The organism is Prauserella oleivorans (assembly GCF_042685745.1).
Taxonomy (GTDB): domain Bacteria; phylum Actinomycetota; class Actinomycetes; order Mycobacteriales; family Pseudonocardiaceae; genus Prauserella_A; species Prauserella_A oleivorans.
Map to the genome: position 1 here is coordinate 3,639,021 of NZ_JBHUNT010000001.1, position 22,776 is coordinate 3,661,796.

The following is a 22,776-nucleotide window of genomic DNA, read 5'->3' on the forward strand; positions in this document are numbered from 1 at the left end:
CGTCACTGCTCGCACCAGCCCGGGGATGCCTTGGTTCAGGAGAACAGCCCGCCGAGTCCGGAGCCGCCCGACGAGGACCGGGCCGGCAGTCGGCCCCAGGACCAGCCGACCGGCCCACCCGCCGAGTCCCAGCCGGCCGGCCCTGCCGCGGCCGCGTCGCCCGAGCAGGATCCGGCCGACGCGGATCCGGCGACCCCCGATCCGGCAGGAACCGCATCGGCGGAGGACACCGGAGCCGGATCGGCGGACGGCGACGGTACCGCCGCTGACCCCGCGGAGCCCGCGCCGGACGGCGTCGACGCGGCGCGTCCGGACCTGACCGCCCGCGACCACGAGCCCCCGGCACGCGGTGGCCGGCCGGACACCGACCTCCCGGACGGCGCGGCACCGCAGGCGGGGCGGCTCCCGGACTCCCGCCTGCGGAAGGCCGGTCTCGTGGCCGGTGCGATCGTCGGCGTGCTCGCGCTGCTGTACGGCCTCGATCTGTTGCTGAACCAGGGTGACGTCGCGCGTGGCCGCACCGTGGCGGGCGTCGACGTCGGCGGGATGAGCCGGGAGGACGCCGAGCAGACCCTGCGTGCCGACCTGACGACGCGGCTCACCGAGCCCGTCGAGCTCGACGCCGCCGGCACGCGGCACACGCTGATGCCGGGCCCGCTCGGTCTGCGGCTCGACTGGGCGGCCACGCTCGACGCGGCCACCGACCAGCCGCTGAACCCCTTCACGCGGCTCGCGTCGTTCTTCACCACCGAGGAGATCGGCGTGGTCTCCCAGGCCGACTGGGATCTCTTCGACGACGCGGTCCAGCGGGTACGTCAGGGCGTGGACCGTGAGGCGGCCGAGGGCACGGTCCGCTTCGACGGCACCACACCGGTCGCCCAGGATCCCCGTCCCGGGCGCGCACTCGAGGTCGCCGCGGCGCGCGAGGAGATCCTGCGGCACTGGGCCGGCCCCGATCCGGTGCGGCTGCCGGTGCACACCATCCCGGTCCGCTCGACGACCGAGTCGGTGCGCGAGGCCCTCGACCGGATCGCGCGGCCCGCCGTGTCCGGACCCGTCACCGTGCACGGCGAGGGCCGGGACGCGACGTTGCGCCCGGAGGCGATCGCCCGGGCGCTGACGTTCGAGGCCCGCGACGACGGTTCACTCGCACCGAAGGTGGACCGGCAGATCATCCGGAACGCCGTCGGGCCCCAGCTGGCGCCCACCGAGCGACGCGGCCGGGACGCGCGGTTCACCTTCCCGGGCGGCAGGCCCACGATCGTCCCGGCGCGGAACGGCCGCGGCATCGACTGGGAGAAGAGCCTGAGTGGCCTCACCGGCGTGCTGCAGCGGACCGACCGGCGGGAGATCACCGCGACCTACGTCTCGCAGCCCGCCGCGCTGACCACCGAAGCCGCCCGTGCCCTCGGCATCAAGGAAGTGATCGGCGAGTTCACCACGAGCGGGTTCGCCTACGACTCCGGGCAGAACATCCGGGCCGTCGCGCGAGAGGTCAACGGCGCGGTCGTCAAGCCGGGGGAGACGTTCAGCCTCAACGGTTTCACCGGGCCACGCGGTCTCGACCAGGGCTACGTGTACGCGGGCATCATCGAGAACGGGCAGCCGGGCCGGGCCGTCGGCGGCGGGATCTCCCAGTTCGCGACGACGCTGTACAACGCGGCGTACTTCGCGGCCATGAAGGACACCGAGCACAAGGAACACAGCTACTACATCAGCCGCTACCCGGAGGGCCGGGAGGCGACGGTCTACCAGAACCCGGACGGGTCCAGCGTCATCGACCTCAAGTTCACCAACGACGCACCGACGGGCGTGGTCATCCAGACCATCTGGACTCCCTCGGACATCACCGTGAAGCTCTGGGGCACCAAGCGCTACGAGGTCGAATCCGTCAACGGCGGCCGGTTCGCCTACACGTCGCCGAGTGTCACGGTGGAGCCGATCGAGACGTGCTCGCCCACCAGCGGCGCCAGCGGGTTCAGCACCACCGACACCCGCATCATCCGCGACCTGACCACCGGCGAGGTCGTCCGCCGGGAGAAGCGCACCGTCGTCTACAACCCCCAGCCCGCCGTGGTCTGCGAGGAACCGGAACCCGAGCCGGAACCCGAGCCCAGGCCGAAGCCCCGGCCGCAGCCGTCTCCTCCGCCGCAGCCGGACGGGCCGCCCGCCGAGCAGGGTGATGTCCCACCGGGGCCACCGGCCGACCCGCCGGGTGACGCGGACGGCGAGGGCTGAGCCGGCGGCCTGTGCTCACTCGCGCGGGGAGCCGAGCGTCAGCTGGTCGAGCCGAGCCTGCAGCGCCGTGACGACGGCGAGCCGGTCGGCGTGGTTCTCCTCGTACGCGAGCAGCCGTCGGACGTCCTCGGCGGGCAGCGAGCGGATCCGCTCGCGCACCGCGAGCACCGGCAGCCGGTCGTAGCCGGCGAGCGGCAGGTCGCCGCGGTGGTCGGTCATGGCACACCTCCCGTCACGGCTCCAGGCAGTACACCGTGAACGCCGACCGGATCACGGGCTGGGCGACGTTGCGGACCCGGACCCCACCGGGGGTGACCCCGCGCTCGCACCCGGCGTGCGCGTGACCGTGCACGGCGAGGTGCGTCCGCGTCGCGTCCACCGCCTCGCCCAGTTGGTAGGCGCCCAGGAACGGGTAGATCTCCAGCGGTTCCCCGTGCAGGGTGTCCGGCACCGGGGAGTAGTGCATGAGCGCGACGCGGATGTCGCAGGTCAGCGACTCCAGCGCCGACTGCAGCTTCCCCGCGATCTCCGTGGTGTGCCCGACGAACGCCTTCATTTCCGGCTCGCCGAACGCACTCGCGCACCGGCCCTCGAACCCGCCGCCGAAGCCCTTCACCCCGGCGACACCGAGCCGCAGCCCACCGACCGGCAGCACCGTGCCGTCGCCCTCCAGGACATGGATGCCGCCGTCGGTGAGCACCTCGGTGACCTCGGGAACGGCATCGCTGTGGTGGTCGTGGTTGCCGAGCACCGCCAGCACCGGCACGCCGACGTCGGCGAACTCCCGGGCCACCACCCGAGCCTCCTCCGGCGTGCCGTGTCGGGTCAGGTCGCCCGCGAGCAGCAGCACGTCGGCGTGCCGGGGCAGCCGTTCGAGCGCGGGCCGCAACCTGCCCCGCGCGTCCGGTCCGAGATGGACGTCTCCCACCGCCGCGATTCTGATCATCGGAGCACCTCGGGTTCTCCTGGTTCGCCGGCCTCGACGACGTGGACGTCGTTGTGCACGCGCAGCCACGGTTCCCGCTCGTGCACCACCAGGTCGAGCTCGTCCTTGCACTGCTGGGACGACACGGACCCGCACAGGTAGACGTGCTCGCCCCGCACGTCCACCTGGATGCCGAGTTCCGCCGTCCGCGGGTCCTCGGCGAGCGCTCTGCGCACCCGCGCGGCGACATACTCGGGCACCTCGTCGCTAGCCCGGTTCGGCATCGGAGTCTCCTCCCTTCACGCCGAGGTCGGTCAGCAGGCGCAGGAACGCACGCGCGTACGGCGAGCCGGCCGTCTCCCGTGCCGCCCGGTGCCAGTCGACCTGTTCCCGCAAGGCTCTGGCGATGGGCAGCAGCGGGGTGAAGTCGCACCGATGCGGGCCGAGGACCAGCAGTTTGTCCACCATGACGTCGGTGGCGGGCAGCACGGGCGCCGACGTCGGGCCCACGCGCATCTCCTCGCACCGGGCGAGCAGGTCGGCGGTCACCGGCCGCTGATTGGGACGGAAGATGACGTCGACGAGGCAGTCGCCGTCGTAGACCTTGACCAGCCAGTCCTCGGGCGGGTCGGCCGCGCGCATGCCCGCGGCTATCAGCGCCTTGCGGGCCACCGGAGCGTCGGCCTCGGTGACGAAGATGTCGACGTCGTGATCGGAGGCGGGGCCGCCCCGGGCGTAGACGGCACACCCGCCGGCCAGCGCGAACGGGACATCCGCCTCCCGCAGGGTCGTCACCACCCTCGTGACGGTGCGCAGCAGCTGTTCCTGATCGACCTCCACGGCGCGTGATTACCCGCGTGGTGGCCGGGTATGCGGGGGCCAGGAGGTGAAAGCATGGCCCAGCCCAACCCCATCGAGATGCAGAAGTACCTGGCCGGTGTGGACTACCCGTGTTCGCGAGACCAGCTGGTCGACTACGCGCGCGGCAAGGGTGCGGACGACGACATCCTCGAGCACCTCAAGTCCCTGCCCGACCGCGAGTACGACGGCCCCAACGCGGTGAGCGCCGAGTACTCCAAGACCTGACCCAGTCGGCCCGGGGCGGCGGCACGTTTACCGAATGCGGCGGTGGATCACCCTCGCCGCAGGAGGTGCCTGATGACCGATCTCGCCGTTGACCTGGACCTGCCCGCCGCGGAACCGGACGACCCGCACGCCATCCGCATCGACAACCCCGTCGACGGAAGCCTCGTCGGCCGCGTCGCGATGGCAAGCCGCGAGGACGTCACCGCGGCAGTCGAGGCCGCCCGTGCCGCCACCGCCGAGTGGGCTGCCACCCCCGCTGCGGATCGGGGAGCCGCACTGCGGGCGGCGGCCGCTGCGGTCCGGGGCCGCGCCGACGACCTCGCGGCGATCAACGAGGCCGAGACCGGCAAGCCCGCCGCCGACGCCAAGGAAGGCGTGCTCGCAGGCGCGGGCACGCTGGAGCAGTACGCCGAGCTCGGTACGGTCCACAGAGGACGGAGCCTGCTCGGTGCGGTGTCCGCGACCGATCTCATGGTGCCCGAGCCACGCGGGGTCGCCGCTGTCCTCACCCCGTGGAACGACCCGGTCGCCGTGGCGTGCGGACTGCTCGGCGCCGCCCTGGTCACCGGCAACACCGTGGTGTACAAGCCCAGCGAACGGTGCCCGCACACCGGGCTGCTGCTCGGTGAACTGCTGGCACCGTACGTCCCGGACGGCGTGCTGACCAGCCTGCCCGGTGACGGTTCCGTCGGAGCGTGGCTGGCGGAGAGTCCGGTCGACCTGATCGCCCATGTCGGCAGCAGCGAGGCAGGCCGGGCCATCGCCAAGGCCGCCGCCACGACCGGTGCGAAGGTGCTCCTGGAGAACGGCGGCAACGACCCGCTCGTGGTCGACGCCGACGTGGATCCGCGCTGGGCCGCCGCCCAGGCGGCGACGGGCTCGTTCGCCAACAGCGGCCAGATCTGCGTGGCCGTGGAACGCATCTACGTCCACCGCGCGATCGCCGAGCCGTTCGTGACCGCACTCACCGAGGAGGCCGAGCGCACCGGGCTACTGCCCTTGGTCGACCGCGCCCACCGGGACAAGGTCCACGACCACGTCGCGGACGCGGTCGCCGCCGGCGCGCGCCTGTGCGCGGGCGGGGTCGTGCCGGACGATCCCGGCAGCCGATACCCGGCGACGGTGCTGGCGGACTGCACTCCCGGCATGCGGGTGCTGCGTGAGGAGACCTTCGGTCCCGTGGCACCCGTGTGCGTCGTGGACAGCTTCGCCGACGGTCTCGAGGCCGCCCGCACCGACCGCTACGGCCTCGCCGCCACCGTGCTGACGCGTTCCATGGAGCATGCCCAGCGTGCGTGGCGCGCGCTGCCGGTGGGCACCGTGAAGGTCAACGCCGTGTTCGGCGGCGCGCCCGGCGGCGCCGCGCAACCACGCGGCGCCAGCGGGCAGGGCTACGGCTACGGCCCCGAGCTGCTCGACGAGATGACCACGACCAAGGTGGTGCACATCGAGCCCGCTCCGGGCGGCTGAGGCGCCGTGGCGCCGCGCGACTCAGCGCACGACGACGGTGCGGCCGTCGCGACGGGACACGAGCTCGCCGACCACGGGTGCGCCCGGGATCTCGCCCGCGACAAGCAGGCCACCGGAAGTCTGGGCGTCCGCCAGCAGCAACGCCGTCTCCTCGTCCACAGCGGACAGATCGGCGTGCGGGCGCACCCAGTCCAGGTTGCGCTTGCTGCCTCCGGGCACGAAGCCCGCCCGCAACGACTCCCGCGCCCCGTCGACATAGGGCACCGAGGCGGAGTCGATCACCGCGGTCACGCCGCTCGCCCGCGCGAGCTTGTGCACGTGCCCGAGCAGCCCGAATCCGGTGACGTCGGTGGCACACGTCAGGCCGGCCTCGAGCGCGGCGCGGGCGGCGGCGTCGTTCAGCGTGGTCATCACCTCGATGGCCTGCTCGAACCGTTCGGCCGTGGCCTTGTGCCGCGCGTTGAGCACGCCGAGCCCGAGCGGTTTCGTCAGCGACAACGGCATCCCCGGGGCGCCGGCGTCGTTGCGGAGCAGCCGGTGGGGGTCGGCTGTGCCCGTGACGGCGAGGCCGTACTTCGGTTCGGGATCGTCGACGCTGTGCCCGCCCGCCAGATGAGTGCCCGCGGCGCCGCACACGTCCTTGCCGCCTCGCAGTACCTCGGTGGCCAGGTCGAACGGCAGCGCGTCGCGCGGCCAGCACAGCAGGTTCAGCGCGACCACCGGCGTGCCGCCCATGGCGTAGACGTCCGAGAGCGCGTTGGCGGCGGCGATCCGGCCCCAGTCGTAGGGGTCGTCGACGACGGGGGTGAAGAAGTCCGTGGTGGCGATCAGCGCTTGTCCGCCCGCGATGCGGACCGCGGCCGCGTCGTCGCCGTCGTCGAGGCCTACGACGAGCTCGCCGGGCGGGTCGAGCGGGCGCGAGCCGGTGAGGCCCCGCACCACGTCCTCGAGTTCGCCGGGCGGGTCGAGCGGGCGCGAGCCGGTGAGGCCCCGCACCACGTCCTCGAGTTCGCCGGGCGGGATCTTGCAGGCACAGCCGCCGCCGTGCGCGTACTGGGTGAGACGGTAAGCCATGTCACCAATCCTCGCGCTGCGTGCGACGATGCGCCTTGCGAAGATTGCGGCATGTCGGGCATGTCTCAGGGAGGCGCTTCCGGCCTGGTGACCGGCGCGGTCTTCAAAACCGTTGAACGGCAGGCACTGTCGTTGGCGGGTTCGATTCCCGTTCGCCTCCGCCACCGGTCGCGGGGTGCGCTGCCGTGACGGATCCACGACGGCGCATCCCGCGCACCGACACGCTTCTGGCCGATCCCCGGCTGGCGAAGGCGGTCCACGATCTCGGCCCCGGTCTCGTCAAGGCCGCCGTCGTGACCGCGCAGGAGCGGGCGCGCGCGGGTGAGATCGCGCCCGAGGACGTCGCCGAGTCGGCGCTGGCGGAGCTGCCCGGCACCGCGACCACGTTGCACCCGGTGCTCAACGCGACCGGCGTCGTCGTGCACACCAACCTGGGCCGGGCTCCGCTCTCGCCCGCCGCGCTCGACGCCGTGCGGGCCGCCGGCGGCGCCACGGACGTCGAGTTCGACCTCGCGTCCGGAACGCGGGCCCGGCGTGGGCGGGGCGCCCTCGCCGCGCTGGCGGGGGCCGTGCCCGAGGCCGGCGGCGTGCACGTCGTCAACAACAATGCCGCCGCCCTGCTGCTGTGCGCGCTCGCGCTCGCGCCGGGCCGGGAGATCGTGCTGAGCCGGGGCGAGCTCGTGGAGATCGGGGACGGTTTCCGGATTCCCGAACTGCTGGAGTCGGCCGGTGCCCGGTTGCGGGAGGTCGGTACGACCAACCGCACCACCGTCGCCGACTACGCGGCCGCGATCGGCCCCGACACCGGGTTCGTGCTCAAGGTGCACCCGTCGAACTTCCGGGTCACCGGGTTCACCGCCGAGGCCGGTGTCGGCGAGCTGGCGGAGCTGGGTGTCCCGGTCGTCGCCGACATCGGGTCGGGCCTGTTTCACCCGCACCCGCTGCTGCCCGACGAGCCTGACGCGACCACGGCGCTGCGCGCGGGCGCGTCGCTGGTGACCGCGAGCGGTGACAAGCTGCTCGGCGGGCCGCAGGCCGGGCTGTTGTTCGGCGAGCACGCCGTCGTCGAACGCCTGCGCCGCCATCCGGCCGCCCGGGCGATGCGGGTGGACAAGCTGACGCTGGCGGCCCTCGAAGCGACGCTGCGCGGTCCGCTGCCTCCGGTCCGGGCCGCCCTGGAGGCGCCGGTGAGCCGGTTGCGGGACCGCGCCACCTGGCTGGCCGGTGAGCTGGCCCGGCGTGGGGTCGACGCCACCGCGGTGGAGTCGGTGGCCGCCGTCGGCGGCGGGGGAGCGCCGGGAGTGGAGCTGCCGAGTGCCGCGGTGAGCCTGCCCGAGCACTACGCGGAGGCCTTGCGGACGGGAACCCCACCGGTGGTGGGCCGCGTCGAACGAGGCCGCTGCCTGCTTGACCTGCGCACCATCGACCCGGCCGAGGATCGCAGCCTGCTGGACGCGGTGATGCGATGCACGTCCTAGCCACCGCCGGCCACGTCGACCACGGCAAGTCCACGCTCGTCCGCCGGCTGACCGGCATGGAGCCGGACCGGCTGGCCGAGGAACAGCGGCGTGGCCTGACGGTGGATCTCGGCTTCGCGTGGATCGAGATCGACGGCACGGTACTGGCCTTTGTGGACGTTCCCGGGCACGAGCGCTTCGTGCCGAACATGCTCGCCGGTGTGGGGCCGGTGGCGGCCGCGGTGTTCGTCGTGGCCGCCGACGAGGGCTGGCAGGCCCAGTCGAGCGAACACCTGGCGGCGCTGGACGCGTTCGGCGTCCGCCACGGCCTGCTCGTCGTGACCAAGGCGGACCGCGCCGACCCGCGTCCGGTCGCCGCGGCGGCCCGGGACCGGCTGGCGGCCACCACTCTCGGCGATGTGCCGGCCGTCGCGGTCAGCGGCCGCACCGGCGAGGGGTTCGACGAGTTGCGGGCGCGGCTCGTCGCGCTCGCCCGCCGGCTGCCGCAGCCGGACGCGGACGCCGACGTGCGGCTGTGGATCGATCGCGTCTTCACCGTGCGCGGAGCGGGGACGGTCGTCACCGGCACGCTGGGCGCGGGCCGGCTCGCCACCGGCGACGAGCTCGTGCTCTCCGGCTCGGGGCGGCGCGTCGTGGTGCGCGGCCTGCAGTCCCTCGGCCGTTCGCGCGACACGGTGACCGCGGTGGCCCGCGTAGCCGTGAACCTGCGCGGCGTCGACCGCGACGAGCTGCGGCGGGGGGAGGCGCTGCTGACACCGGGCGCCTGGCACGGGACCGCCGAGGTGGACGTCCGGGTGCGCGGGGACAAGGCCGCCGAGCTCCATCGTGAGCTGGTCCTGCATCTGGGTGCCGCAGCCGTGCCGTGCCGGGTTCGTCCACTGGGGACGGACACGGCACGATTGACGCTGCGGGTCGCGCTGCCGGTGCGGGCCGGTGACATCGGCGTGCTGCGCGACCCGGGGGAGCATCGCGTCCCGGCGGGGGCGGAGGTGCTCGACCCCAGTCCGCCGCCGCTGCGCCGCAGGGGCGCCGCGCGTGCCCGGGCGCGGGAACTCGACGAGCACGACGCGGCCGCGGCGTATGTCCGCAGGCACCGGGTCGTGGCCGTGCGGGAGCTCGCCGCGCTCGGCTTCGCGCCGGCCGGGGCTCGCCTGGGGCGCTGGGCGGTCGACGAGGAGGTCCTGGCGGGGCTCCCGCGCCAAGCGGGAGAGCGGTTCGCGGCGTGGAGTGCGGCCGAGCCGTTGGCCGCGGGCATGCCGGTGGAGGCATTGCGGCGTGACCTCGGCATCCCCGCCGAGCTGGTGCCGGAGGTCCTGACCGGGACCGGCCTGGAGGTCCGGGACGGGCTCGTGCGCAAACCCGGCGTCGATGCGGAGCTGCCGGAGCCCGTGGCGCGGGCGGTGGCGCGGATCGAGCGGCGTCTCGCGGAGGAGCCGTTCCACGCGCCGGAAGCCGACGACCTCGCCGCACTGGGCCTGGGGCCGCGGGAACTGGCGGCGGCGGAACGTGCGGGCAGGCTCATCCGGTTGACGGACACGGTGGTGCTCGCTGCGGGCGCGCTCGAAATGGCCGCGCGCGAGCTGGCCCGGCTCGACCTGCCGTTCACCGTGAGCGACGCTCGCCGGGCTTGGCACACCACGCGGCGGGTCGCGGTGCCCCTGCTGGAGCGGCTCGACGCCGAGGGCGTCACGCATCGCCGTCCGGACGGAACGCGCGTCCTGCGGCAGGGCGGCTGATCGCAGGCGGCGTACCGACCTGAGCGGTGGTGAGCCGAGGGCCACGATCCGGGCCACCACCTGCCGTGCCGCACCGCTCCCGGACCGCGACGTCGTCAGCCTGCGATCGGTGCCCGCCGTGGCGTTGCCGGGCCGCGAGGCGCCTGGACCACGACGTTTCCGCGGCCGCAACCGTTGCCGCGTCACCAGCCCGGCCATACCCTTGCCGGACCGCCACGTTGTCGGCACGACCGGTGCCTGGCCAAATCTCTCCGTCCACGACGCCCCCGGGCCGCGACCGGTCACCCGGCCCGGCTGCTCCGGCTCAGCGCACGCCGCGGGGCCGGAACTGGATGCTGATCCGCGGGCCGACGGGTTTGGACGTCTTCGGCACGGCGTGCTCCCATGTGCGCTGACACGAGCCGCCCATGACGATCAGGTCGCCGTGCCCGAGGCCGTAGCGGACCGTCTCCCGCCGGTACCATGCCGGGGCCGCAGCATGAGCGACCGTGCGGCGCCCACGGAGATGATCGCGACCATGGTGTCCTCGGAGCTGCCCCGGCCGATGGTGTCGCCGTGCCAGGCCACGCTGTCCCGGCCGTCGCGGTAGTAGCACAGGCCCGCGGTGCGGAACGGTTCGCCGAGCTCGGCTCCGTAGTGTGCCGTCAGCGCCGCCCGAGCCTCGGCCAGCACGGGGTGCGGCAGCTCGTCGTGCTCGTCGTAGAAGCACAACAGCCGCGGCACGTCGACGGTCCGGTCGTACATGTGCCTGCGCTCGGCCCGCCACGGCACCTCGGTGGCCAGCACGTCGAACAACGCGTCGGCGCCCGTGAGCCAGCCGGGCAGCACGTCGATCCAGGCGCCGTGACTCAGGGTCGTGCGTGTGACGTCGGCGAGGGACCCCAGCGCCGGCGCGTCGCCCGCGTCGAACAGGGAACCCTGAAGTGCGAGGTCCATGCCCCGAGCGTACCCGTGATCGAACAGATGTTCTAGTCGGGTGGGGAATGTTCGGCGTGTGGACTCCGTTGGCACACAGGTACCGAACGCGACAACAAGGAGCCCTCATGGCGACCGTCGAGCTGACGAACGAGAACTTCAACGACGTGGTGGCGAAGGACGGGATCGTGCTCGTCGACTTCTGGGCGTCGTGGTGCGGGCCGTGCCGGATGTTCGCACCCGTGTTCGAACAGGCCGCCGACAAGCACGACGACATCGTGTTCGGCAAGGTCGACACCGAGGAGCAGACCTCGCTCGCGCAGGCCTTCGGCATCTCCTCGATCCCGACCCTGATGGCGGTCCGGGACGGTGTGGTGCTTTACGCGCAGCCGGGCGCGCTTCCCGAGCAGGCGCTGGAGCAGCTGATCGAGAAGGTTCGCGAGGTCGACATGGACGAGGTCCGCCAGGAGATCGACAAGCAGCAGCAGTGACCGCGCGTTCGGCGGCTCTGCCGGCCCGGACCTGCGGCTACAATCGGGGCATGCATCGACCTCGACCGGTGACCGAGGTCCCAGATGTGGTCGGGCTCGGCGCCGAGGACGCGTGCACCATCGTGCGGCGCGCCGGGCTCGTGCCCGTGGGCCCCGAGGGGGCCGACGAGCCCACCACCGGCGTCGTGACCGCGCAGCGGCCCATCGGCACGGCCGGCGCGGAGGAAGGCGCGGAGGTCGTGCTCTGGACCCATCCCGGCCGTGACTCGGCGGAGGCGCTCGTGCCGCCGACCCCGGTCGAGGCGGCTGATCTCGACCCGGTGTGACCCCCCTCGACGACTGAGTCAGCTCAGCCGCAGGTGCGCGAACACCGGCCGATGGTCGGAGCCGGGTGCGTCGCGCCGGTCGGTCGGGTCGTCCCCGACGGATCCACCGCCGCCCGACTCCGCGGTCGCGACCTCGCCGGCCTTTCCCACGAGCGCGTGACTCACCAGGACGTGGTCGATGAGCTCCTGGCGCCCCTGGTAGATGCGGGAGAACCGGTCCGCCTCGAGGATCAGCGACGTAAGGTTCCACAGGCGCGCGCCGTCACCTTGGTCCGAACGAGTGAAACCCGCCGTCCCCAGCTCCGACCCGGGGGGGCCGTGCAGCAGCGTCGTCGTCGCGGCATGCGGGCCGTCGTTGGGGTCGCCGAGCACGGCCAGTGCCCGGTCCCGCCCCTGTCCGGCCAGCAACTCGGTGACGAACGCCCGCACCGTGGCCGCCTCGGCGGCGCGCCTGCCCAGCGCGTAGACGGCGTACCGCGCGCGCTCGTGTTCGTCCCGCGGGGAGAACCGCCCGCCCGGGTAGGTGAGCAGCTTGGACTTCAGATGGCAGCTCACCAGCGTCACCTCGGTGCCGTCGAGATCGGCGACCGCCTTGAGCGCGGGCCTGCCCATCTGCTCGACGGTGCTGCCGTCGTCGGCGACCTGCACCGGCGCCAGGGGCTCGGGAAACCGCGCGGCCTGGGCCGGCGCGGTGAGGGGAGTCCGGGCCAGCAGGCCCACGCGGATGCCGCGTGCGTCCGGCTCGGCGAGCTCGGTGTGCCACTCGCCGGGCAGGCGGGTGACCAGGTCGGCGAGTGCCTCCGGTGACCCGACCTCCTGGACGGCCAGCACGTCGGGAGCCGCCCGGACGATCGTGGCCGCCAGGGAGTCGAGCTTGGTTTCGTAGGCCTCGGTGGATGTCGGTCCGGCGTCGGCGCCGGGGAGGAAGAGGTTCTCCAGGTTCCAGGTTCCGATGACGGCCATGCGCGGCTCCGCTCGTTGCTCGTCGAACCCCCCGCGACGACAGGCATCTTCACTGTCCTCGCCTCACCGGCCGGGTGGAAGAGTGCGCCACCGCGGTGACGTCGAGGGTCCGTTGGGACACGTGTGTCCGGCCCCGGCAGAATGGCCGCGTGGCGACCAGGCGCAGCGCTGGAATCCTGCTCTACCGCGAGCTCGACGAGGAGGTCGAGGTCCTGCTCGGCCACATGGGTGGCCCATTCTGGGCGCGCAAGGACACTGCAGCGTGGTCGATCCCGAAGGGCGAGTACGACGCGGACGAGGAGCCGCAGGCCGCGGCCCGGCGCGAGTTCCGCGAGGAGCTGGGAGTTCCCGCGCCGCCGGGAACGCTGACGGCACTCGGTGACGTCCGGCAGTCCGGCGGCAAGGTCGTCACCGTGTGGGCGCTGGCCGGAGACCTCGATCCGGACACGGTGGTGCCCGGGACGTTCGAGCTGGAATGGCCCCGCGGATCCGGGACGATGCGCCAGTTCCCGGAGCTCGACCGGGTGGCGTGGTTCGCTCTTGCCGACGCTCGCGACAAGCTGGTGAAGGGGCAGCGCGTGTTCCTCGACCGGCTTGCCGGTGTGCTGGCGCGCTGACCACGACGTTACGTCGTTCGGGGGTAGGTCTGCTCCAAATCGCGCAGGCACGCGTCGACGGCCTCCCGCAGCACGGGGTCGCCCTCGCGCGTGATCGTGTCGCAATACCAGTCGGCGAGCCAGAATCCGGATTCGGTACCCGCTTCGGCGAACACATGACGGATGATCTGCACGGCACGGCGGGAATCGCTGCTCTTGGTCGCGGCGCGAAGCTCGGCCGCTTGCGACCGCAAGTAGCTCTCCCGGTCCAGAGTCGGCAGGTTGTCCATGCCCGGTGTCCCTCCAGTCGTCACACGTCGTGCCCGTGTGATTGCGGCAGTCGTACCCGGCACGCCACGCGTCCAAACCAGTGCCGCGCTGGTTTCGTCACACAGCCCACGGGTATTTCCGGCTCATGACGATAGTGCCGGAACAGGCGGGAAGTGCCGAAAACACGGCAGGTTCGGTACGTGTCACAGTCGATCGCACTGCCCGATTGCTGCTGGGCGAAGGCTGGTCGGTCCGGGTGCTGTCGTCGTACGCGGTGCGCACCGGCATCGAGCTGCACAGCCTCGCCGATGCGATCGAGTTCGTGTGCGCCCACTGCCTGGAGCTCTGCGAAGCGACGCTGGTCGCCATTCTGCGGCGCAGGCTGGTATGCCCGTCGTGCTACGCCTCGCCGCATGTCCATGAGCCACGTGAGTCTCGCGGGATTGGGGGCTTTCGGCCCTGCCGCGAGGAGTTCGCCACCGGCAAGCTGTACTCGTTCGCCCGTTAGCGCCGCGGTGAAGCGGGTGGATCGCAGGGGTCCGACCGCGGCAGGTACCGGCCGGGTGCGGGGACATTCCGGGCGGTATCGGGGGGCGTGCGAGGCCGGGCGACGTGACGTTGCCGGGCACGACCACGGCTCCGACGACGGTGCGGGCAGTCGGCCGGATGGGGTGCCGGCTGCCCGCACCGAGATCCCCTACCCGTGCGCCACCGACACACTCGTATGGACGAGTCCCGGGTCGGCCGCCGCGAGGAGCAGGAACTCCGCGAGGTCGGCGCGGGCGATCGTGAACCCGCCGCGCACATTGCCGCCGACTCTGCTCCGCACCGGCTTACCGGTGGGAGCACCGTTCGTGAGCCGCGGCGGCAGCACGATGGTCCAGTCGAGCCCGCTGCACCGCACCACCTCCTCCATCGCCAGCATGTCGGCGAACTGGTGACGCAGCATCCGCCGCAGCATCGGCTTGACGAGCAGGCGGGTCGCCGGTCCGTCGCCGGTGGTGTGGGCACCACTGGCGCTCACGACGACCAGCCGGCCACCGCCGGCGGTCCGCATGGCGGTGGTGATCGATCTCGCGCCGTCCGCGCACACCGTAGTGGGCCCGCGGCCGCGGGCGCCGAGTGCCGAGATCACCGCGTCGCGCCCGGTGACCAGCGGGACGAGGGCGTCCGGGTCGCCGAGCGGTGCTTCGGCGACGTAGAGCCGGGAGTCGGCCGGGACCTCCGGCCGCGTCGCGCCCCGCACCACGGCCGTGACGTCGTGGCCTGCCGCCAGGGCCTGTCCGACGACGTGCGTGCCGGTACCGCCCGTGGCTCCGAAAACGGTGATCTTCATCGGCGTGCCTCTCGGTTAGTGAACACTCACCCACTACAGTGAGTCCGCACTCACCGAGGCGTCAACCGGGCGCTGAGAACTCGCTGAGGAGGCCGGCATGGGAACACGCGAGGACATCGTCGCCGCGGCGGCCCGGATCATGCGCATGCACGGGTATGCCCACGCCACGACGAAGGAGATCGCGCGCGAAGCCGGCTACTCCGAGGCGGCCCTGTACAAGCATTTCCAGGACAAGACCGAGATCTTCGTCAGCGTGCTCACCGAGCAGCTGCCCGCGCTGGACCAGATGCTGACCCGGCTGGCGGACCGCGCCGGAACCAGGACCGTGCGCGCGAACCTCGTCGATGTCGCGCGCGCCGCCGTCGAGTTCTATGCCGAGGCCTTCCCGATCGCGGCGTCGGTGTTCTCCTCGCAACGGCTCCTCACCGCCCATCGGACGCGCCTGCGTGAGCTCGGGTCCGGTGGCGGTCCCCGGCAGCCGGTCCGCCGGCTGGCCGACTACCTGCGCGCCGAACAGAAACTGGGCCGGCTCGACGCCACCGTCGACACGGAGGCCGGCGCCGCCCTGCTGTTCGGGGCGTGTTTCCAGCAGGCGTTCCTGATCGCGTTCGAGGGCGAGCGACCCGGCGAGGAGGAGCTGCGCAGGTTGGCGTCGAAACTGGTGAGAACACTGCTCACCTCGTGGTGAGAGGCCCGCGCATACTGGCCGCCGCCGTGGGTAGCCCGGGGCGGTGAGCATCGCGAACGGTCAACGTACCCGCAACCCGATTGTGCGCATGGGCAGGCGCGTCCGGCGCACCTACGAGGCGGGGGAGGAGCGCCCGCTGCACCGCTACGCCGCGGTGATCGGCGTCTACACCGCCTGTGTCGGCGCGCTCGGCGCGGTCGGTCGTGCCCGGGGAGTCCGGCTGCCCGAGCGGTTCACCGCCCAGGACACGGTGCTGCTGTGCGCCGCCACGCACAAGGCGAGCCGGCTGCTCTCCAAGGAGGCGGTGACCAGCCCGTTGCGCGCACCGTTCACGCGGTACCAGGAAGCCACCGGCGAGGCCGAGGTCAACGAGACGGTGCGCGGGACGGGCGCCCGGCACACCATCGGTGAGCTCCTGACGTGCCCGTTCTGTCTAGGCGTGTGGGTGTCGAGCGGGTTGACGGCGGGCATGGTGTTCGCGCCGCGGATCACCCGGCTGGTGAGCACGGCGCTGACCGCGGTCGCCGCCTCGGACTTCGTCCAGCTCGCCTACGACGGCGCCAAGCACCGCGCGCACTGAGCGCACGCTCGCCGTATAACGTCCTATACGCCCGGGCCTTGTCGGGGTCCTTCGGGCCGCGGCGGCGCCTGACCCGAACCACCGAACGGAGGCACGGAGGGGCCGCCCTGCTGCATCGGCGCGGGGAAGCCGTACCTCGGGGTCTCCGGCTCGGTCGGCTCGCGCCTGCCACGGGGACGTAGCGCGACGCCGGCGGCCGCCAGTGCCAGAACGGTGGCGCCCGCGAAGAGCCACACACCCAGGCCGAGGCTGGTGTCGACGGAGAAGTCGCTGTTGCCCTCGGCGGTTCCGGTGGGCCGGAAGGTCTCCTGCCAGCTCAACGCCTGCATCAGCACCGTCACCGTCACCCCCGCGACGAAGGCCGCGGCCAGGCACGTCATCGGCGTCGCCACGCGTGAGGTGTCCGGCCGGCCGCGCAACGCACCGGCCAGCAACACGGCGGCGGCCACGCACAGCAGCGCCGCCGCGATCATGAGCGGGACGCCGTTGTTCGCGACGCCGCCCTCCTGCGTGGGCGCGTCGGTCTCGAACCCCCAGCTGGTGATCGACATCTCGAACTGGGTGCTGCCGAGCGCGGTCAGCGCGCCGGTGAAGATCGGCAGGAACGAGCCGACGACGGTGAGGGCCGCGGCGGCCAGGCACAGCACCGCGGCGAGCGCGACGAGCGGCTGCTTCGGCGCGGCGGTTCCCGCGGCGCCGGTCTGGGGTCCCAGGCTGGACATCGGTCAATCGTGCCACCGCCCCGGTGCGCAGGACAGGGCACCGAGGCGGAAAAGTCGCACGCAAGCACGAACCCGCCTTTCCGCAGGTGACACGATGGACCTCGTGCATTCACCCACCTTCGTTCTCGTCCACGGCTCGAACGGCAACTCCTTCAGCTGGGCTCCGTTGCAGCGCGAGCTCGCGCTGCTCGGACACCGCTCCCTCGCGGTCGACCTGCCCGGGCACGGCTTCGGCGCCGCCTGGACCGCCGCGTACCAAGCGCCCCAGGACCCGGCCGGCCTCGCGAGCGCCCCGTCCGCCTCGGCGGGTGTGACCCTGCGCGACTCGGTCGACCATCTCGCCGGCATCGTGCGGCGCGCCCGGGAGCACGGTCCGGGCATCGTCGTCGGGCACAGCCGCGGCGGCATGACGCTCACCGCGCTCGCCAACGCCGTCCCGGACCTGCTCGCGCGGATCGTCTACATCTCCGCGTGGTGCTGTGTCGACGCGACCCCGGCGGAGCACATGGCCGGCCCCGAATACGCCTCCAGCGCGCTCAACGACCTGCCGAACCTGCTCGCCGCCGACCCCGCCGGGCTCGGCGCGCTGCGGATGAACTGGCGCATCGCCGACCCGGCCACGCTCGCCGCGGTGAAGCGCTCGATGCTTGCCGACGGCACCGACGCCGAATTCCTCGCCTACCTGAACCTGCTCGAGCCGGACGAGGCACTCGACACGGGAACGCCCGACGATCGCGCCGACCCCGAGACGTGGGGACGGGTACCGCACACCTATGTCCGGCTCACCCAGGACACCTCGATCCCGCTCGCGTTGCAGGATCGGTTCATCAAGGAAGCCGACGCCAGAACGCCCGGCAACCCGTTCGACGTGCGCACGCTGGAGAGCAGCCACGTCGGCTTCCTCGTGCGACCGGGCGAGGCGGCTGCGATGCTCGCGGAGGTCGCGGCCGGCTGAGTCCTAAGTGGTCACATCGGGCGCGTACCGCGCGAGGGCGGCGGTACGCGCGCCGGTGAGATCGTCCTCGGCGGCGATGCCGGAGGCGGACACCGCCGCTGCCCACGCGCTGATGGCGTGCTGCGCGAACCGCTGCACATCCTCGGAACCCTTCCACCCGGTGGGGTCGTCGGTGTGCTCGCCGCGCAAGAACCGGTCGAGCGCGAGCAGCCGGACATCCCACCCGGGGCCGACGCTCAACGCGGTCGCGGCCGGTTCGGCGCCGAGGACGTGTTCGAGTTCGAGCACCACCTCGCCGCTCTCGTCGGTGCCCAGCCGGATGTCCACGGTGGCCGGTTCCGCGCCCCACGTGAGCCGCAGCCGTTGCGGCGGCTCACACTGGAGAATCCGGCCGCCGGGGCCGCCGGCGAGCGTGAAATCCCCGCCGGCGCGCAGATCCCCGGCGACGGCGCGGTACCACCGGCCGAGGCGGTCCGGGTCGGTCAGCGCGGCGAAGACCTCGGCCGCCGGGGCGGGGTAGCGGCGGCGCAGCAGGACACCGAGCGCCTCTCCGGACGGGTCCGGGCCGACCTCGCGGTAGACCGTGGTGAGTTGCCTGGCGATGTCGATCATTGGTCCTCGGTGTCCTTCCGCTGCTGGCCCTTGACGCCGGTGCGATCCGGCTCAGCCCGGAGGCCAGCCCATGCCGCGGCCGGCGAGGACGTGGCAGTGCACGTGGAACACCGTCTGGTGGGCGTCCCGGCCGGTGTTGAACACGAGGCGGTAGCCGGAGGTGTCGACGCCCTCGAGCTTGGCGACCTCGCCCGCGGCGGAGAGCACGGCACCTGCCAGGGCCGGGTCCGCACTCGCCATCGACGCAGCATCGGGGTGGTGGTCCTTCGGGATCACGAGGACGTGCGTGGGCGCCTGGGGATCGATGTCGCGGAAGGCCAGCACCGAGTCCGTCTCGTGGACCACGGTGGCGGGCACGGTCCGGTCGACGATGCGGCAGAACAGGCAGTCTGAGCTCACCGGGCACACCTTAGAGGTCCTGGCCGGCCGCCGGTCGGGACGCGCCGACGCGCCGGCGAGGTGATCGGATCAGTTGGCCTTGTAGTACGCCTCGGTAACCTCGGACGGAATGCGGCCGCGCTCGGAAATCTGGAAACCGTTCTCGCGGGCCCAGGCACGAATCGCCTGATTCTGTTCCCGGCCGGATGCCGACGAACGGACGGGGGCCTGACCATTCGTCCGCTTTCCGGCGGCGCGCTTGCGTCCGCCGGCGCGGCGGGCGTGCTCGATATACGGGGCGAGCGTGTCGCGCAGTTCTTCGGCATTGTCCGCGGACAGGTCGATCTCGTACGTCACACCGTCCAAGCCGAACTCGACGGTCTCGTCGGCCTCGGAACCGTCCAGGTCGTCCACGAGGGAGACAAGAACGCGCTGCGCCACCGTTCCTCCTGCTGGCTACTCGCACCCATTAATCGCGATTCGTGTTCGCGGCGAAAGTGTACCGCGCGGTGATCGACGGCCCGACAGACCATCGGCGTGATCCCGCCGCGATAGCGGAAAGCCGCGCGTTTCGGCCGAACCGGCACGGGAATGGCGGGAGCGGTCGGCTCAACCGGGCGCCGGGTAGGCGATCGGGTCGCCCGGCCGGACGGTGCCGCCCGTGAGCACCTCCGCGTAGACGCCCATCTCGATGTGCCCGAACTCGCGCTTCAGCAACCGGGGCAGCGGAAGGTCGCGCCGGCCCGTGGCGGGATTGACCTCTGTGGCCGCGCACCGTTTCGTCGCGAGCACTCCCCGCAGCCGCAGGCCGCCGATGGTGATCTCCTCGCCGACGAGCTCACGTTCGCTGAACGGCGGCATCCCGTCGAAGTAGACGTTGGCCCGGAACCGCAGCGGGTCGACGGGCTCGCCGATCCGTTCCTCGAGCGCGCGTATCGACTCGAGATTGAGCAGCGAGACGGCGTTCATCATCGCGTCCGACACCACCGACACGTCCGTGAAGCGGCGCCCGTCCGCGTGCGCCAGCACGGGAGCGTCCTCGGCAGTGCGCCCGAGCGCGCGGGCGAAGAACGCGGTCACCTCGTCGGCGCCGCCCGGCGTGCCCAGGTCGGCCACCAGCACCTCACGGCCGTCCTCCTCGACGCGCAGCATGTTCGTCGCGGTGTCGACGTGGGTGGTGAACGCCGCCAGGCTTTCGTCACGGGCGAGCATGAAGAACTGGGTCTTGGGCAGCGGCTCGGCCAGTCCCGGCACGTAACGCCCCTCCGGGCGCGCGAGCGCGAACGCCCGGTCGTGGGGCACACCGCGCCCGGCCTCGAGCGTCACCTCGGGCAAAGGCTGCGGGCTCAGCCCCTTGACCGGATACACGTACAGTCCGCGGATCCGTCCGGCCATGCGTGCTCCGCCTCTCTCGCCGCCTCGGTGATGTGCCAGATGGAATCTAGCGGCTCGCCGCCCGCGATCTCGCGCCTGGGAAGTGAACGCGACAGACGACGGGACGGAGGCGCGATGACACCGCTGCGGGTGGCCGTGCTCATCGGCAGCACCCGGGAGGGCCGGGTCGGGCACACCGTCGGGCACTGGTTCGCCGACCGCGCCCGGGAACGCGAGGACCTCGAGGTCGGTGTCGTGGACCTCGCGGAGTTCGACCTCCCGGCACGGTTGCCTGCTGCGGCGACACCGGAGATGACGCGGTTCGCCGCCGAGATCGACCGCGCCGACGCGTTCGTGGTGGTCACCCCGGAGTACAACCGCAGCTTCCCGGCCTCGCTGAAACTGGCCATCGACTGCGCCTACGACGAGTGGCACGCCAAGCCCGCCGGCTTCGTCTCGTACGGCTGCCGCTCGACGGGCCTGTACGCCGTCGAGCAGCTGCGGTCGGTCTTCACCGAGCTGCACGTGGCCACCGTTCGTGACGCGGTGAGCTTCAACCTGCTCGCCGACTGCCGGGGCGGGCCGCCGTTCGCGGCCGAGGAGCTCGTCCACCGGGCGACGGCGCTGCTCGACCAGCTGGTCTGGTGGGGCCGCGCCCTGCGGGCGGCCCGCGCCTCGCACCCCTACATCGGCTGACGGAAAGGAAACACGGATGACACGACACAGGACCGAGCTGGCCATCGAGACCTCGGGGCTGGTGAAGGTGTTCGGCACGAACCGCGCCGTCGACGGGATCGATCTGGAGGTGCCCGCGGGCTCGGTCTACGGCGTCCTGGGCCCCAACGGGGCGGGCAAGACGACCGCCGTGCGGATGCTGGCGACGCTGCTCAGACCGGACGGCGGGCACGCGCACGTGTTCGGCCACGACGTCGTGCGCGAGGCGGACGCCGTGCGCGCGCAGGTGAGCCTGACCGGGCAGTACGCCTCGATCGACGAGGACCTCACCGGCACCGAGAACCTCGTGCTGCTGGGCAGGCTGCTCGGCCACCGCAAGCCTGCCGCACGAGAGCGCGCGAGCCGGCTGCTGGAGGCGTTCGGCCTCACCGAGGCCGCCGACCGTCAGGTCAAGAACTACTCGGGCGGCATGCGCAGGCGCATCGACATCGCGGCCAGCATCATCTCCACCCCCCGGCTGTTGTTCCTCGACGAGCCCACGACCGGTCTCGACCCCCGCAGCCGCAACCAGGTGTGGGACATCGTGCGGATCGTCGTCGCGCAGGGAACGACGGTGCTGCTGACGACGCAGTATCTCGACGAGGCCGATCACCTCGCCGGGCGGATCGCCGTGATCGACCACGGCAAGGTGATCGCCGAGGGCACACCGGGCCAGTTGAAGTCGTCGGTGGGCGCGGGGTCGGTGCACGTCCGGCTGCGGGATCCGGAGCAGCGGCCGCAGGCCGAGCGGGTGCTCGCCCGCACGCTGGAGGCCGACGTCCAGCTCGACGCCGATCCGGTGGCGCTCACCGCACGGATCTCCGGTGCCGAGTCCGGCCGGAGCGCTGCCGAGCACGCCGCGCAGGCGCTCGCCGAACTGGCCCGCGAGGGCGTCACCGTCGACGACTTCTCCCTCGGACAGCCAAGCCTCGACGAGGTCTTCCTCGCCCTCACCGATCGCACGACCCGGAAGGAGATGGCGGCGTGACGACCGCTACCACCACGACCGAATCCACCTCGGCGAGCTACGTCCCCACCGCCGACGGCCTGGGAGCCGTGCTCGCCACGGGACAGCAGCCGCCCCGGCCCAGCGCGTGGTCGGCGTCGGTGACGTTCGCCTGGCGCGCGATGCTCAAGATCAAGCACGTGCCCGAGCAACTGTTCGACGTCACCGTGTTCCCCGTGATCATGACGCTGATGTTCACCTACCTGTTCGGCGGTGCACTGGCGGGCTCGACGGATCAGTACCTCCAGTACCTGCTGCCGGGCATCCTGGTGATGAGTGTCGTGATGATCACGATGTACACCGGCGTCGGGCTCAACACCGACATCCAGAAGGGCGTGTTCGACCGGTTCCGCACGTTGCCGATCTGGCGGCCGTCGGCGCTGGTCGGCGCGGTGATCGGCGACGTGGCGCGGTACACGATGGCCTCGGCGGTCATTCTCGTGCTGGGGCTGGTGCTGGGCTACCGGCCGGGAGGCGGCGTCGGCGGTGTGCTCGCGGGTGTCGGGCTGCTGTTGGTGTTCTCGTTCGCGTTCTCGTGGATCTGGACGATGTTCGGGCTGCTGCTGCGCACCGAGCGTTCGGTGATGGGCGTCAGCATGCTCGTGCTGTTCCCGATGACGTTCCTGAGCAACATCTTCGTCGATCCGAGCACGATGCCGTCCTGGCTGCAGGCCTTCGTCGACGTGAACCCCATCGCGCACCTGGTCGCGGCGGTCCGCGGCGCGATGGACGGCAGCTGGGCCGCCGGCGCCACGATGTGGACGCTCGTGTCCGCGGCGATCATCCTCGTGGTGTTCGGGTCGCTGACGACGCGGCTCTACAACCGCAAGTGACGGGCGCACG

At 72.4% G+C, this 22,776-nt stretch carries 28 protein-coding genes, 1 tRNA gene and 1 pseudogene; 16 read left to right on the forward strand and 14 right to left on the reverse strand.

The genetic code is table 11. From position 1 onward, the window contains the following. The first annotated feature begins 30 nt into the window (after positions 1-30). On the forward strand, positions 31-2,238 hold the full coding sequence (locus ACFSZT_RS17835; protein ID WP_377390472.1) for a VanW family protein: 2,208 nt from the start codon (positions 31-33) through the stop codon (positions 2,236-2,238). A 15-nt stretch (positions 2,239-2,253) separates the two neighbouring features. Here ACFSZT_RS17835 and ACFSZT_RS17840 read toward each other — a convergent pair whose 3' ends face one another. Genes ACFSZT_RS17840 through ACFSZT_RS17855 form a run of 4 tightly spaced genes read right to left on the reverse strand, consistent with a single transcriptional unit; the run spans position 2,254 to position 4,003 of the window. Further along, positions 2,254-2,457 (reverse strand): hypothetical protein, encoded by a 204-nt coding sequence (locus ACFSZT_RS17840; protein ID WP_377390474.1) that lies wholly within the window; start codon positions 2,455-2,457, stop codon positions 2,254-2,256. Between the two features lie 13 nt (positions 2,458-2,470). Then, positions 2,471-3,184, reverse strand: a complete 714-nt coding sequence (locus ACFSZT_RS17845) for a metallophosphoesterase family protein (protein WP_377390476.1) — start codon at positions 3,182-3,184, stop codon at positions 2,471-2,473. Then, a complete protein-coding gene (locus tag ACFSZT_RS17850; RefSeq protein WP_377390478.1) occupies positions 3,181-3,447 on the reverse strand; it encodes a BON domain-containing protein in 267 nt (88 codons plus the stop codon). Before ACFSZT_RS17850 ends, ACFSZT_RS17845 begins: the two co-directional genes overlap by 4 nt. Next, complete coding sequence (locus ACFSZT_RS17855; protein ID WP_377390480.1) at positions 3,431-4,003, reverse strand: nucleotidyltransferase family protein; 573 nt, start codon at positions 4,001-4,003, stop codon at positions 3,431-3,433. Before ACFSZT_RS17855 ends, ACFSZT_RS17850 begins: the two co-directional genes overlap by 17 nt. Before the next feature lie 54 nt (positions 4,004-4,057). Between ACFSZT_RS17855 and ACFSZT_RS17860 the strand changes: the two genes are divergently transcribed. Both ACFSZT_RS17860 and ACFSZT_RS17865 read left to right on the forward strand, forming a co-directional pair. Next, positions 4,058-4,249 (forward strand): DUF2795 domain-containing protein, encoded by a 192-nt coding sequence (locus tag ACFSZT_RS17860; RefSeq protein ID WP_377390482.1) that lies wholly within the window; start codon positions 4,058-4,060, stop codon positions 4,247-4,249. Positions 4,250-4,321: 72 nt separating this feature from the next. After that, entirely contained in the window at positions 4,322-5,719 is a 1,398-nt protein-coding gene (locus tag ACFSZT_RS17865; RefSeq protein WP_377390484.1) for an aldehyde dehydrogenase family protein, read from the forward strand. 21 nt (positions 5,720-5,740) lie between these two features. On the opposite strand, the gene selD is transcribed toward ACFSZT_RS17865, so the two are convergent. Further along, positions 5,741-6,793 (reverse strand): selenide, water dikinase SelD, encoded by a 1,053-nt coding sequence (selD, locus tag ACFSZT_RS17870; protein WP_377390486.1) that lies wholly within the window; start codon positions 6,791-6,793, stop codon positions 5,741-5,743. A gap of 69 nt (positions 6,794-6,862) precedes the next feature. On the opposite strand from selD, the gene ACFSZT_RS17875 reads away from it, so the two are divergent. The 3 genes from ACFSZT_RS17875 to selB all read left to right on the forward strand — a co-directional run bounded on the left by ACFSZT_RS17875 (position 6,863) and on the right by selB (position 10,007). Beyond that, positions 6,863-6,957: transfer RNA gene (locus ACFSZT_RS17875), tRNA-Sec, on the forward strand. 21 nt (positions 6,958-6,978) lie between these two features. Next, positions 6,979-8,271, forward strand: coding sequence for an L-seryl-tRNA(Sec) selenium transferase (gene selA, locus ACFSZT_RS17880; protein WP_377390488.1), 1,293 nt, complete (start codon positions 6,979-6,981; stop codon positions 8,269-8,271). Next, positions 8,259-10,007: a selenocysteine-specific translation elongation factor gene (selB, locus tag ACFSZT_RS17885; RefSeq protein WP_377390490.1), complete on the forward strand. Its 1,749-nt coding sequence runs from the start codon at positions 8,259-8,261 to the stop codon at positions 10,005-10,007. Before selA ends, selB begins: the two co-directional genes overlap by 13 nt. 304 nt (positions 10,008-10,311) lie before the next feature. On the opposite strand, the pseudogene ACFSZT_RS17890 reads toward selB, so the two are convergent. Continuing rightward, a pseudogene (locus tag ACFSZT_RS17890) lies at positions 10,312-10,943 on the reverse strand (alpha-ketoglutarate-dependent dioxygenase AlkB). Between the two features lie 107 nt (positions 10,944-11,050). Here ACFSZT_RS17890 and trxA point away from each other — a divergent pair. Together trxA and ACFSZT_RS17900 are read left to right on the forward strand one after the other, a co-directional pair. Beyond that, a complete protein-coding gene (gene trxA, locus ACFSZT_RS17895) occupies positions 11,051-11,413 on the forward strand; it encodes a thioredoxin (protein WP_377390492.1) in 363 nt (120 codons plus the stop codon). Positions 11,414-11,463: 50 nt separating this feature from the next. Beyond that, positions 11,464-11,739 carry a PASTA domain-containing protein gene (locus ACFSZT_RS17900; protein ID WP_377390494.1) on the forward strand — a complete coding sequence of 92 codons (276 nt, stop codon included), beginning with the start codon at positions 11,464-11,466 and terminating at the stop codon, positions 11,737-11,739. Positions 11,740-11,757: 18 nt separating this feature from the next. On the opposite strand, the gene ACFSZT_RS17905 is transcribed toward ACFSZT_RS17900, so the two are convergent. After that, positions 11,758-12,702, reverse strand: a complete 945-nt coding sequence (locus tag ACFSZT_RS17905; RefSeq protein ID WP_377390496.1) for an endonuclease/exonuclease/phosphatase family protein — start codon at positions 12,700-12,702, stop codon at positions 11,758-11,760. A 149-nt stretch (positions 12,703-12,851) separates the two neighbouring features. Between ACFSZT_RS17905 and ACFSZT_RS17910 the strand changes: the two genes are divergently transcribed. Next, the gene (locus ACFSZT_RS17910) at positions 12,852-13,319 is read left to right on the forward strand and encodes an NUDIX domain-containing protein (RefSeq protein ID WP_377390498.1); all 468 of its coding nucleotides are present in this window, start codon (positions 12,852-12,854) and stop codon (positions 13,317-13,319) included. Positions 13,320-13,327: 8 nt separating this feature from the next. On the opposite strand, the gene ACFSZT_RS17915 is transcribed toward ACFSZT_RS17910, so the two are convergent. Beyond that, positions 13,328-13,588 carry a hypothetical protein gene (locus ACFSZT_RS17915; protein WP_377390500.1) on the reverse strand — a complete coding sequence of 87 codons (261 nt, stop codon included), beginning with the start codon at positions 13,586-13,588 and terminating at the stop codon, positions 13,328-13,330. Positions 13,589-13,713: 125 nt separating this feature from the next. Here ACFSZT_RS17915 and ACFSZT_RS17920 point away from each other — a divergent pair, with 125 nt between their 5' ends. Continuing rightward, a complete protein-coding gene (locus ACFSZT_RS17920) occupies positions 13,714-14,076 on the forward strand; it encodes a hypothetical protein (RefSeq protein WP_377390502.1) in 363 nt (120 codons plus the stop codon). A gap of 189 nt (positions 14,077-14,265) precedes the next feature. Here the strand turns inward: ACFSZT_RS17920 and ACFSZT_RS17925 are convergent, their stop codons facing one another. Continuing rightward, entirely contained in the window at positions 14,266-14,904 is a 639-nt protein-coding gene (locus tag ACFSZT_RS17925; RefSeq protein WP_377390504.1) for an NAD(P)-dependent oxidoreductase, read from the reverse strand. Positions 14,905-15,001: 97 nt separating this feature from the next. Here ACFSZT_RS17925 and ACFSZT_RS17930 point away from each other — a divergent pair, with 97 nt between their 5' ends. Both ACFSZT_RS17930 and ACFSZT_RS17935 read left to right on the forward strand, forming a co-directional pair. Then, positions 15,002-15,592, forward strand: a complete 591-nt coding sequence (locus ACFSZT_RS17930; protein ID WP_377390506.1) for a TetR/AcrR family transcriptional regulator — start codon at positions 15,002-15,004, stop codon at positions 15,590-15,592. A 43-nt stretch (positions 15,593-15,635) separates the two neighbouring features. Further along, on the forward strand, positions 15,636-16,172 hold the full coding sequence (locus tag ACFSZT_RS17935) for a DUF1360 domain-containing protein (protein WP_377390508.1): 537 nt from the start codon (positions 15,636-15,638) through the stop codon (positions 16,170-16,172). Between the two features lie 23 nt (positions 16,173-16,195). On the opposite strand, the gene ACFSZT_RS17940 is transcribed toward ACFSZT_RS17935, so the two are convergent. Continuing rightward, positions 16,196-16,894, reverse strand: coding sequence for a hypothetical protein (locus ACFSZT_RS17940; protein WP_377390510.1), 699 nt, complete (start codon positions 16,892-16,894; stop codon positions 16,196-16,198). A gap of 94 nt (positions 16,895-16,988) precedes the next feature. Between ACFSZT_RS17940 and ACFSZT_RS17945 the strand changes: the two genes are divergently transcribed. Beyond that, complete coding sequence (locus tag ACFSZT_RS17945; RefSeq protein WP_377390512.1) at positions 16,989-17,849, forward strand: alpha/beta hydrolase; 861 nt, start codon at positions 16,989-16,991, stop codon at positions 17,847-17,849. Positions 17,850-17,852: 3 nt separating this feature from the next. On the opposite strand, the gene ACFSZT_RS17950 is transcribed toward ACFSZT_RS17945, so the two are convergent. From ACFSZT_RS17950 to ACFSZT_RS17965, 4 genes are all read right to left on the reverse strand, one after another. Further along, positions 17,853-18,461 (reverse strand): SRPBCC domain-containing protein, encoded by a 609-nt coding sequence (locus ACFSZT_RS17950; protein ID WP_377390514.1) that lies wholly within the window; start codon positions 18,459-18,461, stop codon positions 17,853-17,855. A 51-nt stretch (positions 18,462-18,512) separates the two neighbouring features. Further along, positions 18,513-18,860, reverse strand: a complete 348-nt coding sequence (locus tag ACFSZT_RS17955) for a histidine triad nucleotide-binding protein (protein ID WP_377390516.1) — start codon at positions 18,858-18,860, stop codon at positions 18,513-18,515. Between the two features lie 69 nt (positions 18,861-18,929). Further along, positions 18,930-19,280, reverse strand: coding sequence for a histone-like nucleoid-structuring protein Lsr2 (locus tag ACFSZT_RS17960; protein ID WP_377390518.1), 351 nt, complete (start codon positions 19,278-19,280; stop codon positions 18,930-18,932). 168 nt (positions 19,281-19,448) lie between these two features. Beyond that, positions 19,449-20,234, reverse strand: coding sequence for an MOSC domain-containing protein (locus tag ACFSZT_RS17965; protein ID WP_377390520.1), 786 nt, complete (start codon positions 20,232-20,234; stop codon positions 19,449-19,451). 114 nt (positions 20,235-20,348) lie between these two features. Here ACFSZT_RS17965 and ACFSZT_RS17970 point away from each other — a divergent pair, with 114 nt between their 5' ends. From ACFSZT_RS17970 to ACFSZT_RS17980, 3 genes are read left to right on the forward strand one after another with little or no spacing between them, the layout of a single operon-like run. Then, entirely contained in the window at positions 20,349-20,909 is a 561-nt protein-coding gene (locus ACFSZT_RS17970) for an NADPH-dependent FMN reductase (protein ID WP_377390522.1), read from the forward strand. Between the two features lie 16 nt (positions 20,910-20,925). Beyond that, positions 20,926-21,915, forward strand: coding sequence for an ATP-binding cassette domain-containing protein (locus tag ACFSZT_RS17975; RefSeq protein WP_377390524.1), 990 nt, complete (start codon positions 20,926-20,928; stop codon positions 21,913-21,915). Continuing rightward, entirely contained in the window at positions 21,912-22,766 is an 855-nt protein-coding gene (locus ACFSZT_RS17980; RefSeq protein ID WP_377390526.1) for an ABC transporter permease, read from the forward strand. The genes ACFSZT_RS17975 and ACFSZT_RS17980 overlap by 4 nt, the downstream gene beginning before the upstream one ends. Positions 22,767-22,776: the final 10 nt, after the last annotated feature.